The sequence below is a fragment of the Bradyrhizobium sp. CB2312 genome (assembly GCF_029714425.1).
Classification (GTDB): Bacteria; Pseudomonadota; Alphaproteobacteria; order Rhizobiales; family Xanthobacteraceae; genus Bradyrhizobium.
The window spans coordinates 5106347-5119693 of sequence record NZ_CP121668.1 but is presented as its reverse complement, the minus strand read 5'-3'; the positions used below and the strand labels follow the sequence as shown (position 1 = coordinate 5119693).

The 13347-nt window shown below is 63.8% G+C and carries 15 protein-coding genes; 5 read left to right on the top strand and 10 right to left on the bottom strand.

Translation table 11 applies throughout. From position 1 onward, the window contains the following. Positions 1-9: 9 nt before the first annotated feature. The 5 genes from QA642_RS25150 to QA642_RS25130 all read right to left on the bottom strand — a co-directional run bounded on the left by QA642_RS25150 (position 10) and on the right by QA642_RS25130 (position 5921). Positions 10-786, bottom strand: coding sequence for a TatD family hydrolase (locus tag QA642_RS25150; protein ID WP_283079245.1), 777 nt, complete (start codon positions 784-786; stop codon positions 10-12). A 12-nt stretch (positions 787-798) separates the two neighbouring features. After that, the gene (metG, locus tag QA642_RS25145; protein ID WP_283079244.1) at positions 799-2817 is read right to left on the bottom strand and encodes a methionine--tRNA ligase; all 2019 of its coding nucleotides are present in this window, start codon (positions 2815-2817) and stop codon (positions 799-801) included. A gap of 109 nt (positions 2818-2926) precedes the next feature. Then, complete coding sequence (locus tag QA642_RS25140; RefSeq protein ID WP_283079243.1) at positions 2927-3973, bottom strand: DNA polymerase III subunit delta'; 1047 nt, start codon at positions 3971-3973, stop codon at positions 2927-2929. Further along, positions 3970-4656 carry a dTMP kinase gene (gene tmk / locus QA642_RS25135; protein ID WP_283079242.1) on the bottom strand — a complete coding sequence of 229 codons (687 nt, stop codon included), beginning with the start codon at positions 4654-4656 and terminating at the stop codon, positions 3970-3972. Before tmk ends, QA642_RS25140 begins: the two co-directional genes overlap by 4 nt. A gap of 2 nt (positions 4657-4658) precedes the next feature. Next, a complete protein-coding gene (locus QA642_RS25130; RefSeq protein WP_283079241.1) occupies positions 4659-5921 on the bottom strand; it encodes a D-alanyl-D-alanine carboxypeptidase family protein in 1263 nt (420 codons plus the stop codon). A 153-nt stretch (positions 5922-6074) separates the two neighbouring features. Here QA642_RS25130 and QA642_RS25125 point away from each other — a divergent pair, with 153 nt between their 5' ends. Then, positions 6075-7031, top strand: coding sequence for an alpha/beta hydrolase (locus tag QA642_RS25125; RefSeq protein WP_283079240.1), 957 nt, complete (start codon positions 6075-6077; stop codon positions 7029-7031). On the opposite strand, the gene QA642_RS25120 is transcribed toward QA642_RS25125, so the two are convergent. Further along, a complete protein-coding gene (locus QA642_RS25120; protein WP_283079239.1) occupies positions 7025-7951 on the bottom strand; it encodes a septal ring lytic transglycosylase RlpA family protein in 927 nt (308 codons plus the stop codon). The two genes, QA642_RS25125 and QA642_RS25120, sit on opposite strands and share 7 nt — an antisense overlap. A gap of 806 nt (positions 7952-8757) precedes the next feature. Between QA642_RS25120 and QA642_RS25115 the strand changes: the two genes are divergently transcribed. Beyond that, positions 8758-8886 (top strand): hypothetical protein, encoded by a 129-nt coding sequence (locus QA642_RS25115; RefSeq protein WP_283079238.1) that lies wholly within the window; start codon positions 8758-8760, stop codon positions 8884-8886. Positions 8887-8920: 34 nt separating this feature from the next. Here the strand turns inward: QA642_RS25115 and QA642_RS25110 are convergent, their stop codons facing one another. Further along, positions 8921-9211: a hypothetical protein gene (locus QA642_RS25110; protein ID WP_283079237.1), complete on the bottom strand. Its 291-nt coding sequence runs from the start codon at positions 9209-9211 to the stop codon at positions 8921-8923. Positions 9212-9368: 157 nt separating this feature from the next. Between QA642_RS25110 and QA642_RS25105 the strand changes: the two genes are divergently transcribed. Next, positions 9369-9959, top strand: a complete 591-nt coding sequence (locus QA642_RS25105) for a TIGR00645 family protein (protein ID WP_283079236.1) — start codon at positions 9369-9371, stop codon at positions 9957-9959. A 43-nt stretch (positions 9960-10002) separates the two neighbouring features. Here QA642_RS25105 and QA642_RS25100 read toward each other — a convergent pair whose 3' ends face one another. Next, positions 10003-10323: a DUF1476 domain-containing protein gene (locus tag QA642_RS25100; protein ID WP_283079235.1), complete on the bottom strand. Its 321-nt coding sequence runs from the start codon at positions 10321-10323 to the stop codon at positions 10003-10005. A gap of 433 nt (positions 10324-10756) precedes the next feature. Continuing rightward, positions 10757-10948 carry a hypothetical protein gene (locus QA642_RS25095; protein ID WP_027558095.1) on the bottom strand — a complete coding sequence of 64 codons (192 nt, stop codon included), beginning with the start codon at positions 10946-10948 and terminating at the stop codon, positions 10757-10759. 584 nt (positions 10949-11532) lie between these two features. Here QA642_RS25095 and QA642_RS25090 point away from each other — a divergent pair. Then, positions 11533-11814, top strand: coding sequence for a DUF3551 domain-containing protein (locus QA642_RS25090; protein WP_283086971.1), 282 nt, complete (start codon positions 11533-11535; stop codon positions 11812-11814). Positions 11815-11963: 149 nt separating this feature from the next. Further along, complete coding sequence (locus QA642_RS25085) at positions 11964-12401, top strand: NUDIX domain-containing protein (protein ID WP_283079234.1); 438 nt, start codon at positions 11964-11966, stop codon at positions 12399-12401. 319 nt (positions 12402-12720) lie between these two features. On the opposite strand, the gene QA642_RS25080 is transcribed toward QA642_RS25085, so the two are convergent. Beyond that, positions 12721-13071, bottom strand: coding sequence for a hypothetical protein (locus QA642_RS25080; protein WP_283079233.1), 351 nt, complete (start codon positions 13069-13071; stop codon positions 12721-12723). Positions 13072-13347: the final 276 nt, after the last annotated feature.

Here is a 13347-nt window from a genome sequence, read left to right as displayed (position 1 = left end):
CTCCCAATCTTACGCTTTCACCTTGGAGAACAGGCGGAAGAAATTGTCGGTGGTCTGGCGCGAGATCTCTTCGAGCGACACGCCGCGCGTCTCGGCGAGTACCTTGGCGACCTCGACCACATAAGCCGGTTCGTTGCGTTTGCCCCGGAACTTGCCGGGCGCAAGATAGGGCGAGTCTGTTTCAACCAGAATACGGTCGGACGGCAGTTCGGCCGCGAGCGCGCGCAGGGCCTCCGACTTCTTGAAGGTCAGGATGCCCGTGAAGCCGATATACAGCCCGAGCGACACCGCCTTCAGCGCCAGATCACGCCCGCCGGTGTAACAATGCAGCACGGCCCGAAACGATCCCTTGGCCGCCTCCTCCTCCAGGATGCGCGCGCAATCCTCATCCGCTTCGCGGGTATGGATGACCAGCGGCAGGCCGGTCGCGCGCGCGGCGGCGATGTGGGCACGAAAGCCCCTCGCCTGTGCCTCCGGCGAGCCATTGTCGTAGAAATAGTCGAGCCCGGCTTCACCGAGCGCGACGACCCGTGGATGCTGCGTCAGCGCGACCAGCTCGTCGGGCGTGATGCCGTCCTCCTCATCCGCGTTGTGCGGATGGGTGCCGACCGAGCAGTAGACGTCGTCGAACCGCTCGGCGATGGCGAGAAGCTGGTCGAGCTTCTTCACCCGCGTCGAGATCGTGACCATGCGGCCAATACCGGCCGCACGGGCACGCGACACGATCCCGTCGAGATCTTCCGCAAAGTCCGGAAAATCCAGATGGCAATGACTGTCGACCAGCATCGTCCGAACGCCTTACGCCGCCGGCTCGATGTAGCGCGGGAACGCCGGCGTCGGCGCGGGCAGCGTCGAGCCGGGCGCGATGCGCTTGTCGCCGCCGAGCATCGCAAAATCGCGCTCACCAGCGGGGATGCCGAGGCTGTCGAGCAACAAGCTGGACGCGGTCGGCATCGCCGGCTGGGCCAGGACCGCGATCTGGCGCACGACTTCGGCGGTGACGTACAGCACCGTTTTCTGCCGCGCAGGATCGGTCTTGGCGAGCGCCCACGGCGCCTCGCCCGCGAAATAGCGGTTGGCTTCCGCGACGACCGCCCACACGGCATTGAGCCATTGATGGATCTGTTGCGTAGCCATTGCTTCGCGGCTGGCGGCGACCATGCCGTCGGCCATAGCCAATATCGCCTTGTCGTTGTCGCTGAACTCGCCGGGCTCGGGCAGCACGCCGCCGAGCTGTTTTGCAATCATCGACAGCGAGCGCTGCGCGAGATTGCCGAGATCGTTAGCGAGATCGGCATTGATGCGCGCGACGATGGCCTCATGGTTGTAGTTGCCGTCCTGTCCGAACGGCACCTCGCGCAGGAAGAAATAGCGCATCTGGTCGACGCCATATTGGTCGGCGAGGTTGAAGGGGTCGACCACATTGCCGACCGACTTCGACATCTTCTCGCCCCTGTTGAACAGGAAGCCGTGGGCATAGACCCGCTTCTGCACGGGAATGCCGGCCGACATCAGGAACGCAGGCCAGTAGACCGCATGGAAGCGGATGATGTCCTTGCCGATGATGTGGACGTCCGCCGGCCAGTAGCGCCAGTTCTTGTCGCTCTCATCGGGGAAGCCGACGCCGGTGATGTAGTTGGTCAGCGCATCGACCCAGACATACATCACGTGCTCTTCGTCGCCGGGCACCTTGACGCCCCAGTCGAACGTCGTGCGCGAGATCGAGAGGTCGCGCAGGCCGCTCCTGACGAAGCTCATCACCTCGTTGCGGCGCGCATCCGGGCCGATGAAATCGGGATTGTCCGTGTAGAGCTTCAGCAGCTTGTCCTGATAGGCGGACAGGCGGAAGAAATAGCTCTTCTCCTCGACCCATTCGACCGGGCTGCCCTGCGGCCCGAGCCGCACGCCGTCGTCGTTCAGGCGCGTCTCGTCCTCGGCGTAATAGGCCTCGTCACGCACGGAGTACCAGCCGGCATAGGTGTCGGCGTAGATGTCGCCGTTCGCTTCCATGCGCCGCCAGATCTCCTGGGTCGAGCGATGGTGCTGTTCTTCGGTGGTGCGGATGAAGCGGTCGAACGACACGTTCAGCCGCTCGTCCATCTCCCTGAAGCGGCCGGCGTTGCGGGTCGCGAGCGCTGCTGGTGTCAGGCCTTCGTTCTGCGCGGTCTGGACCATCTTCAGACCGTGCTCGTCGGTGCCGGTCAGGAAGAATACGTCCTTGCCGTCGAGCCGCGCAAAGCGCGCCAGCACGTCAGTGGCGATCGCTTCATAGGCGTGGCCGATATGCGGTTGGCCATTGGGATAGGCGATCGCGGTCGTGATGTAGAAGACGTTGTCGCGCGCGGGGGCGACTGCGGACGCGGCGGCTTGCGGAGCTGCAATGGGCTTTGGCGCGGGCGGTGCCTTCGGCTTCGATACCTTGGGCTTCGACGCCTTGGGCTTCACAGCCTTCGGCGGCGTGGCGACGGGAGCCGGTGCGGCCATCGCGACAGGCGCAGTCACCGCCGCCTTCTTGGCCACCTTCTTCGCCGGAGCCTTGTTCGTCACCGGAGACCTGGCTGTTTTTTTGGCTGTTTTTTTGGCTGGCTTTTTAGCCGCCTTCGTCACTGCCTTCTTGGCGACGACCTGCTGCTTCGCAGCTTTCTTTCCGGCCTTCTTCGCCGTCTTCTTCACACCCTTTTTGGCGGCAGCCTTCTTGGTCTTCTTGACCTTCTTGGCACCTTTGCGCGCAAGCGCTTTCGCAGCCTTTTTCGTGGCTTTCTTCGCAGCCTTCTTGCTGCTTTTGCCCTTGGCAGTTTTCTTAGCTCGCGTTGCCACGACGAATTCCTTTACCGGCTTCTCAAAATCTGGAAACGAACCTGCGTTCGATTATTGTCTTGAGCATGATCCTTTCGGAAAACCGCTGCACACTTTGCCGCATCATGCTCTAGCGCGTTGCGTCCGCCAGCCAGCCGAACACCGAGAAAACCAAGGGCTTGCGCTCCAGATTGTAGGTTTCGGTGTCGCGCGCGGCGCGGACGATCTTTTCCCATACCTCAGCTAGGCGCGCAAGGCGCGGCAGGTTCTGGTTCGCATTGGCCTCATCCGCATGCAGGCGTTCCGCGATCCAGCGATCGATGCCGTCGACGAAGGCCGCGAGCGCGACGCGGTCGCTGGTGCCGAGGGAATCGCCGAGCGTGTGCAATTCGCGCGGATCGACCTGCGGCAGACGCGCAAGCAGCGCCGCCGTGCGCTGCTGGAGCTTGAGCGCGTCGCCACCGAGCAGCGTTAGCGCGCGCGCAACACTGCCCTCCGAAGCCTCCGCCGCCTCGCGCAGCGCTGGATCGTTCGCATCGAGGTCAGCCGCGACGGCCGCCGCGCCGATCACGTCATCCGTTGCCAGCGGCCGCAGACGCAGCTTGCGGCATCGCGACTGGATGGTGGCAAGCACGCGTGCCGGCGCGTGGCTCACCAGCAGGAACAGCGATTGCTGCGGCGGCTCCTCCAGGATTTTCAGAAGCGCGTTGGCCGCGTTCGGATTGAGCTCGTCGACGGTGTCGACGATGCAGACGCGCCAGCCTTCGGCCGCCGCGGTGGAGCCGAAGAAGCCGATGGTCTCGCGCGTCTCGTCGACGGTGATGACGGTGCGCATCACGCCGCGATCGTTGGCGGTGCGCTCCAGTGTCAGCAGGCCGCCATGGGAGCTCGCGGCGACCTGACGCGCCACGGGATCGTCGGGATCGATCGCGAGATCCTCGGCGTGCTGCACGGATGGCGCCAGCGGCTGGCCGTGCGCGAGCACGAAGCGCGCCATGCGATAGGCCAGCGTCGCCTTGCCGATGCCTTGCGACCCGCCGATCAGCCAGGCATGCGGGATGCGACCGCTGCGATAGGCCGTCAGCAGCGCGGTCTCGGCCTCGCGATGGCCGAACAGCCTAAATGTCTCGCGCGGATGTGGAATAGCCGTCTCCCGCTCGGCCTGGCGCGGGCTCATGCTGAGATCACCGAGGCTGGCGTGGGAAGGAGGCGCTCGCGGACCGCGGTCCAGACTCTTCCAGCGACCGTGTCGGGGTCGGAATTGGCGTCGATCAGCACGCAGCGTCCGGGCTCGTCCGCGGCGATCTTGCGATAGGCCTCGCGCAGGCCTTGATGGAAAGCGAGCTTCTCGCCCTCGAACCTGTCGGGCGTGCCGCTGCCGCGGCGCGCGGCTGCGCGCTCGAGGCCGATCTCGACCGGCAAATCGAGGATGATGGTGAGGTCCGGCTTGAGGTCGCCGATCGTGACCCGCTCCATCGCGTTGATCAGCGCGGTCGGCACGCGGCCGAGGCTGCCCTGATAGGCGCGCGTCGAGTCGGCGAAGCGATCGCACAGCACCCAGGCCCCCTGGTTGAGCGCGGGCTCGATCACGGTGCGGACATGGTCGTCACGCGCCGCCGCAAACAGCAGCGTCTCGGCCTCGGGGCCGAGCAGCTTGCCCATCCCCGACAGCACCAGATGGCGCATGATCTCGGCGCCCGGCGAGCCGCCCGGCTCGCGCGTGACGAGGATCCGCATCCTCGCCGCCTTGAGGCGGTCGGCGAGCTTCTTGATCTGGGTCGACTTGCCTGTCCCCTCGCCGCCTTCAAAGGTGATGAAGCGTCCCCGTCCAGACGGCCGCTTGACCGCGCTCTCACTCATGATCAGAGCTTCTCGGCGCCTGCGCGGAACATGCCGATCACCAGCTCGCTGGCACCGTCGATCGCGCGGCGCATGGTCGAGCCGGTGCCGATCGCTTCCGCCGCATAGACCGGCGTCTCCACCGCGATGTTGCCGCTGCGCCAGACCCTGACCACGCCGACCTGCTGGCCTTCCTGCACGGGCGCGCGCACCGGGCCGCTATAGACGATGCGCGCGATCAGCTTGTCGCTGCCGTTCTTGTGCACCATCACCTTGACGGGCGTCTTGGCGACCAGCTTCACCGAGCGGCTCTCGCCGCCGAACACCTTTGCGTAGCCGACCGGCTGGTCGGCCGCGATCAGGGTCCGCGTTTCGAAATTGCGAAAGCCCCATTCCAGCATCTTCTTGGCTTCGGTGGCACGATCCTCGGGGTCTTCCAGCCCGTTGACGACGACGATCAGCCGCGTGCCGTTCTGCACGGCAGAGCCGACCATGCCGTAGCCGCCTTCCTTGGTGTAGCCGGTCTTGAGGCCGTCAGCGCCTTCCATTGAATTGAGCAGCGGATTGCGGTTGGGCTGGCGGATCTTGTTCCAGGTGAACTCCTTCTCGCCGAACAGTTTGTAGAATTCGGGGAAGTCCAGAATGATGTGCCGGGCGAGGATGCCGAGCTCGCGCACGGTCATCTTGTTGCCGGGGTCGGGCAGACCGTTGGAGTTGCCGAAGGTCGATCTGGTCATGCCGAGCTCGCGGGCGCGCTTGGTCATGAAGTCGGCGGCAAAGATCTTCTCGTTGGCGGCGATGCCTTCGGCGAGCGCGATGCAGGCGTCGTTGCCGCTCTGGATGATCGCGCCATGCAGAAGATCGTCGACCGAGACCTTGCTGTTGATCGCAGCGAACATGGTCGAGCCGCCGGAGGGCGCCCCGCCCCTGCGCCAGGCATTCTCGCTGATCCGGTATTCGTCGGTCAGCTTCACGTCGCCCTTCTTGATCGCGTTGAAGACGACTTCCGCCGTCATCAGCTTCATCATGCTGGAGGGCGCGCGCAGCTCGTCGGCGTTCTTCTCGAACAGCACACTGCCGCTGGAGGCTTCGATCAGGATCGCGGTCGGCGCATCGCCGTCGAAGCCGGCCTCTTCCGTCTTCTTGGCGCCCTGAACACTCTGGTTGGCGGCGTGGAGTATCCCGCCCCAGCCCACGCTCGCCGCCAATACTGTCGCGATCAGCCCACGCGCCAGCGCTCCGGCGGTGCACCGGCTGCGACGGAGCGTAATGAGACGAAATGCCATGGCCAAGCCCTGAGAGCGGCGTTCTAACAGTTGGAACCGGCGCGAACAACACGCGGCTGGGTGCCGGCACCCGAGTTTGCACGATTCGCGCCACGCCCCTATCGTGGCACCTCATGTTCGGCGACCAAACCCCTGAAACAAGGCGGAAAAGCGATGTCCTCCACCCGCGTGATCAAGGCCAACGGGATCGACCTCTTCATCCGCGAAGCCGGCCAGGGTCCGCTGGTGGTGCTGTGCCATGGCTGGCCGGAGCTCTCCTATTCCTGGCGCCACCAGATCCCGGCGCTGGCAGCCGCCGGGTTTCACGTCGTCGCTCCCGATATGCGCGGCTACGGCCAGAGCGCCGCGCCGGCCGATATCGGCGCCTATTCGATCTTCGACACCGTCGGTGACATCGTCGGCCTCGTGCAGGCGCTGGGCGAGACCAGGGCGATGGTGGTTGGCCACGACTGGGGGGCGCCGGTCGCCTGGCATGCGGCGCTGTTCCGGCCCGACATCTTCACGGCGGTGGCGGGCCTGAGCGTGCCGCCGCCGTTCCGCGGCCGCGACAGGCCGCTCGATCTCTTGCGCCAGGCCGGCGTCACCAATTTCTACTGGCAGTATTTCCAGCCCCCCGGCGTCGCCGAGGCCGAGCTCGAGCGCGACGTCGCCCGCACCATGCGCATCGTGCTCGGCGGCCGTGGCCTTGCCGATCCCAGCGCCGCCATGTTCGTGCAGGAGGGCAAGGGCTTTCTCGGCCACGCCACCGACGAGGAGCCGCTGCCGGACTGGCTCAGCGAGGCCGATCTCGCCACCTTCACCGAGAGCTTCCGCAAGTCGGGCTTCCGCGGCGGGCTGAACTGGTATCGCAACCTCGACCGCAATTGGGAGCTGACGGCGCCCTGGCAGGATGCGCAGATCCGCCAACCCTCGCTCTTCATTGCCGGCTCGAAGGACGCCGTCATCACCGGCCTGATCGGCGCCAAACGCGTCAATGAACTCGAGCGCGTGCTGCCAAATCTGACGCGCAAGCTGATCATCGACGGCGCCGGTCACTGGGTGCAGCAGGAGCGCCCCGACGAGGTCAACGCCGCGCTGGTGAAGTTCTTGAGGGAGAGCGCGGCTCAGTAGAGGCCGCGGCCGCTCAGGATGCTGCGGGCCTCGGCGGCGCCGTCCGAGGTATCGGCAGCGCTCTCGGTCGCGTAGCGGCCGTTCGCGTCATAGGACACCGCGCGCGCGTTCTGGAGCGCCCGGCCCCGGCTGCGACTCGAGGCCGACATCTCCGAGGTCGCGTTGAGCGAGGCCATGTCGGCGGAGGTGTTGCCGAGATTGTAGGGCCGCCCCTCCGGCATCGGAACCTCGCCGCGAATCGCGCCGCGGCTCGATGACGGCAATTCCGGCACGAACGGCCTTGCCGACGCGACCCGCACCATCGAGGGCGACGGCGCCGGGATGCCGGTGCGCAAGGTCGCCATCAGCTGGCGGTCGTCGGAGCCTTCGAGCGGCGCCCGGCCGACATATTCGACACGCACCTTGGCGACGCCATTGCCTTTGAATTCAAGCAGTTCGGCAGCCTTGTTCGAGACGTCGATGAGCCGGTTGCCGTGATAGGGGCCGCGGTCATTGACGCGGACGATCAGCGATTTGCCGTTCGAGACGTTGGTCACACGCGCATAGGACGGCATCGGCAGGGTCGGATGCGCCGCCGTCAGCGAGCCCATGTCGAACACTTCGCCGTTGGCGGTCAGGCGGCCATGGAAGTCATCGCCGTACCAGGACGCCATGCCCTCGGCACGGTAGTTGACGTCCTCCTCCGGCACGTAGGTCCTGCCCGCCACGACATAGGGCTTGCCGACGCGGTAGGTGCCGCCGCCCTTCGGGACCGGGTCGTCCCAGGCCACGACGCGCGGGCTCGAGGACACGCCATATTTCGGATCGACGCGGCTGGCGAACTTGTTGGACGAGGCGCAATTGGCGAGCGCGAGGCAGGTTGCGACTGCCGCAACACCGCGCGCGGCCCGCAAAACCGAATCTGACCGTCGGATCCCCATGTGCCCCAAATACCACTTCGCCGGAGGCGTACCCCAACCCGCTTTGGCTACGGGGGAGCGCTGTCCGGTCGTTCAAATCCGAAGCGGCCCACCACCGCTCGGAAGCAGTAAGGATAACGCAACCCGAACACGGCGGAAATGGGGAGCCCACGGCGATCACAGCGGAATGGTAAACGGGACGTTCGCTTCTCCCCGTTGATCTACGGACTGCAGGCACCCTGCGCTGTGCCACGGCCGGACACTCTGTTGCGCCAAAACCTCACTCCACCCCCATTGTCGCCCGCCGCCCTGGAATTCTTTTGACTGTGCAAGGCCGCACGCGTCTTCTCGGCTGGCAGGGGCGAATTGGAATTTAACGATGATCGAGACGGTTTCGGCACTGATGGGTCTGGTAAGCGCGGGGATCTTCCTGGCCCATGCGTTTGAAGGTTACCGCACGAGGGCCTGAGGCACTCGTACGGTTGGCAAGCATCACCTCTTTCAAGGCAGCACGTTCGGACATTTTTAATCAATCCGACCGAGCATCAAAAACGAGAGTGGCAGGTGTCCCATGCGCAACCATGACTTCGTATCGGATAGCTTCCTGGCGCTGACTGCCGGTGGCTTGGTCCTTCTCTGCTCGAGCCTCGTGGCCCTCGCCTTCGGCTGAGCACGATCGGCAGTTTCGCTTTTTCCGACCAGGGCTACACTGCGACGCAGCATGCGTTCCTGCCCGCCATTGGCCTGTTCCCGTTTAGTTGATTGAATTTTCGCGTTCGGCGCCTCGACGTAATTTCAAGAGGCCATCACCAACGAGGGTGACGCAAATGCTCGCAGAGAAATTCTTTCTTGTTCTGGAATCCCTGATCCGCGGCGACCGCACTTACCCCGACGGCAGCCCCCGGACCGTCAGCTCCTCCCCGCACGTGCCGGTGAAGCTGCCGAACCAGAAATAACCGGCGTCAGCCGAACCTCCGAATCACCGGCCGCTCAGCGCAGGCCGAGCAGCGAGCGGCGATAGAAGCTATCGCGGGCCTCGCTCCGGCAGACGAAGCTGCCATCGAAACCCTGGCCGTAACGCTTCTGGCCCTTGCCGTAGTAGACGCCCTTCCGGAAATCGAGCCAGACCACCTGGTCGTGCGGGCAATGGCGCTGCGCCTGCGCCTCGTAGCGAAACGGCGTCAGCGGCGTCGCCGCAGCGTCCGTGCTGCCGGCGCCAACGAAGATCGCGACAGCGAGCGCAACCCCGCCCACCGCTTTGCCCAACCCACTCCAGGACACACCCGCCTCCCCATCCAGGCCGCCGTGCCGCGGCCGCCAGCAGAGTAACACGAGACGGCACCACCCGCGAAAGGCCGAGCGCGGCCCGCGTCTTCCACCCGCCATCTTGCCGGGGTACAGAATGCAAGATCATTTCGCTCGCGAGGATGCCGCCTGAATGTCGGTTGAGCCTGAGCCCAACACTGGCCCACATTCCCTGCCCCGCCTGCCCGCGCCGCGTCTCGGCATCCTGCCGATGATCATCTTCGGCTCGCGCTGGCTGCAACTGCCGCTCTATCTCGGACTGATCGTGGCGCAGTGCGTCTATATCGCGCTGTTCCTGAAGGAGCTCTGGCATCTGTCCTGGCACGCGCTCGACCTCACCGAACAGCAGATCATGATGAGCGTGCTCGCGCTCATCGACGTCGTCATGATCTCGAACCTGCTGGTGATGGTGATCGTCGGCGGCTACGAGACCTTCGTCTCGCGGCTCGACCTCCAGGGCCATCCCGACGAGCCGGAATGGCTCGGCCACGTCAATGCGAGCGTCCTGAAGATCAAGCTCGCCATGGCCATCATCGGCATCTCCTCGATCGCACTGCTGCGCACCTTCATCGAGGCCGGCAATCTCGGCTCGAGCCGCGCCGGCTTCACCGAGACCGGCGTGATGTGGCAGGTGCTGATCCACATCACCTTCATCGTCTCGGCGCTCGGCATTGCCTATGTCGACAAGCTCAGCGATTCCGGCATGCGCAGGCATGCCGAGTGAGGCGCCAAGACCAGGTGCCAAGACCGAGGCACCAAGGCCGGCCCTATTGCTTGTCCGCTTCGAGCTGCGCGAGCGCCTGGTGCAGGCACTCCTGCAGCTTGGCCGCGACCTGCTCGCGCGTCACGCCTCTGGCGGCGAGATCGCCCGAGACCTTGGTCACGACCTCGTCGATCGTCTGGCTCGCCAGACTGTCCGTCACCAGCGCCGTCGCATAATTCGAAGCCGCATCGCCGCTGAGCCCGAGCTGGCCCGCGGCCCACAGCCCGAGCAGCTTGTTTGACCGCGCCGCGGCCTTGAACATGAGCTCCTCGTCGTGAGCGAATTTGGCTTCGAAGCCCTGCTCGCGCTTGTCGAACGTGGTCATGGTCAGCTCCATCTCGTTTTCGCTTCAAGAGGATCGAAACTGGCTGGGAGCAATCGTCTCCGTGGGGTCACGTCAGTTTGGGATCATCTGAAGCTTCCGGCGGAAGCCAAACGCCGTCAAGCCTCTCCCTGTGTGGCGGGGAGAGCGCTGACGCTTGAACAGCGACCTTGCGAGAGTTTCGACGGCTTGAACGGGTAGCCCCTAGCAGGCGGTCCTCTCCACCGTGGACCTCGCGCAGCGGGCTGCTCGAAGTCGCCAACGATTGCCGCATCGCGGCCGAACCATCGAGGCGCGCTTCGCCTCACTGCTCTTTGCAGGGACGGTGCAGGCGCTCGAGCTTGCCTTGAGCGTGGCGCGGGTCTCTGGCCGGCGCCAGCGCCGGCAGCGGTCGCAATATCTCTTCGAGAGCTGTTCGGCGCGACGCCGGAGGCACTCAAGCCTTCGCGGCTGCGGCCTCCCGCGCGAGGCGCTCGGCCTTGAGCCGTTCCTTGTTGGCGTAAAACGCCTTCTGCGCCTCTTCGTGATCGCGCATGGCCTTTTCGGCCTCGATCCGGCGCGCCGCATCGCGCGCCTGGCGCTGTTCAGGGGTCAGGGGTTTGCGTCGATAGGACAGGTCTTCAGTCATGCCGAGATAACGTGGAGGTGAGGAAAGAGTTCCGCACCCTCACCCCCTCCGGGGCCCTAGCTCAACCGAAACGTCCGCCTATTCAGGACCTTAGCGGGAGCAAACCGACTTGGACTCGAAGCCATCAGCCTTGTCGGCAGGACGCTCAACAAATATCGAAAACAACCCCATGCACAGTAGCCAAGTCGTGCTGGTACAAGCCCTTTTTTGATGCGCCGCGGAAAGCCGTTTGACACGTCGGGCAAAACAGTGGCATTCTGCCAACTTCGGAAAATCCGTCACGGCATTGCCGGCACTGCCTCACGTTGCGCACTTGCCTTCCCGTCTCTCGCCTGACCGCTGCCTCGCGACCGCCGGCGAGCAGGTCTCTTCAGAGCCGGAGTGCTCTTGCGAAGCAAGGCGCGACCGCTAGCTCATATTGGTCATCCGGGAAGACATGCGCGTGCGCCCGCTTTCTCGGCACCGGTTGAACCGAGAACCGGAGACATTCTCCAACGGGGAGTGAGCTGCGACACTGTAGACATTATCCGAAGGCGCCACTCAAATTCGATTGGCGAGAACGAAATCAGGAGGTGAACATGAGCATGAATCGCCTGCTTCTCGCGATTGTATCAGCTGGCTTAATTCTGGTGTCGGCGGGTTCGATCTCGCCTACGACCGCACGGCAATATCGCCAAGGCTACATTTCCCAGAGCGGCCCAGGTGATCTCTACTGCTTGCAGGGGCGGATATGGGGCTACCCGGGCAATTGCCAATTCGCAACCTACGAGCAGTGCATGGCAACCGCATCAGGTACGAACGCCTATTGCGGTATAAACCCGCGCCACGCCTTCGCCGGCTATCGCGGTCAATGGTATCCCTACTAGGCCAGCAAGACTAACGGCTCAAAGAGAACTCCCGACAGCCAATGAGCCCCCTCGCAAGACAAGCTGAGCAAATCGTGCCCGCCGGTTCACGCTGGCGGGCCTCCACCTGAGGAATTTACGGGTGGTCAGTATGATAAGGACCGTTACTTTTGAAGCAGGAAATTCGAGATTTCGCGGCCGCAATTCTCATCGACACGGCAGGCTGTTTGTTGCTTCAGCTTAGGGACGAGGTTCCGGGAATCGTGCATCCCGGCAAGATCGCCCTGTTCGGCGGACGTCGGGAGCCGGCCGAAAGTCCTCTCGAATGCATTGTAAGGGAAGTAGCCGAGGAGATTGGCTACAAGGGATCTGCTGCCGACTTCCAGTTCTTCGTCAGTTTGAACGGCGCCGATCCCGAGAAAATCGCAAAGCGTCTCTGTGGTGAAGTCTTTGTGGCCCGCAATATTCCGAGCTCAGATCTGGTCGTGAGCGAAGGCAAGCTAGTCGCCATCCATCCAACAGAACTAGACAAATTTCGCGCGGAGATGACGCCACTAACCTTGGTTGCCCTGGAGGCATTCCTGGGAGGCTCGGCTCCGCTGGCGTGAACCACGGACCAGGAGAGGAACATGTCTTCGAACACAATCCTCTTGAACGCGCGCGAGCTACTGCCGGTCGTGGGTGGGGAAGACACTCAGTCTTTCGGCATTTGCACCCACAGCTCGACGATGAACCAATCGATGGGTGTCCCGACCTGTAGCAGCACTGCAAGCATCAGCAGCTCTCGGCGGCGTGGCAAAACTCGCGGCCGATGAAAATCGCTCGCTTTAGTCCCTGCCCTTCTCCCGCGGCGCTTTCAATCCGATCTCGATCAGTTGCCGGATTGCATCCGAAAACGACCGGCAAGCTCCTGTTAAGTCGCCTCGCTCATTCCCTCAGATCAACGGTTCTTTGTTCACCGGATAGCGTGACGAAAGTACCGGTTTTGAGGCAAGCTAGGCGGGCAGGCTCACATCGTGAAGCCATGTTTGGATTGAGGCTGTTCTTCCTGCGGCAAGAATCGGCACGAGAAGAGCAGCTAATAGCAGGCCGCTGAGCATTGAGCCGCTCTTGCCGTTTACTGCAATCACCCATGAAGCAGCCTTTGCCGCCGTTGATCTTCTTGTCGTACCCGGCGCTACGGTCGCCAACGTACTTATAGTTGAATGCGGCTGCGCAATTGCTGGTGAAGATCAGCACCAAAACGATGAGCGCTGAAGTGGATAAATGCCATTTCATAATCGCCTACTCCAAGCCCTTGCAACTTAAACAGGTGGAGCGCGGCGCCGCAAGCGGCTCAGTTTCGTCATATTCATCCACTCCCTCAGGGAGCGCTGTCAGCTCATTGGCTGTGGATCCTTGCGACCGCGCGGAAGGCCGCAAGGCTTGACGCCAGGCCCCATCGAGGGTTGCGGTCGCGCTGGTGAATTGAAGGACAGCATCGCGCCCGAAGCCGACATGCCGCTGTTCGTAACGAACCAGTTCGGCTGTTGCGATGGAGTCAGAGAACTGTAG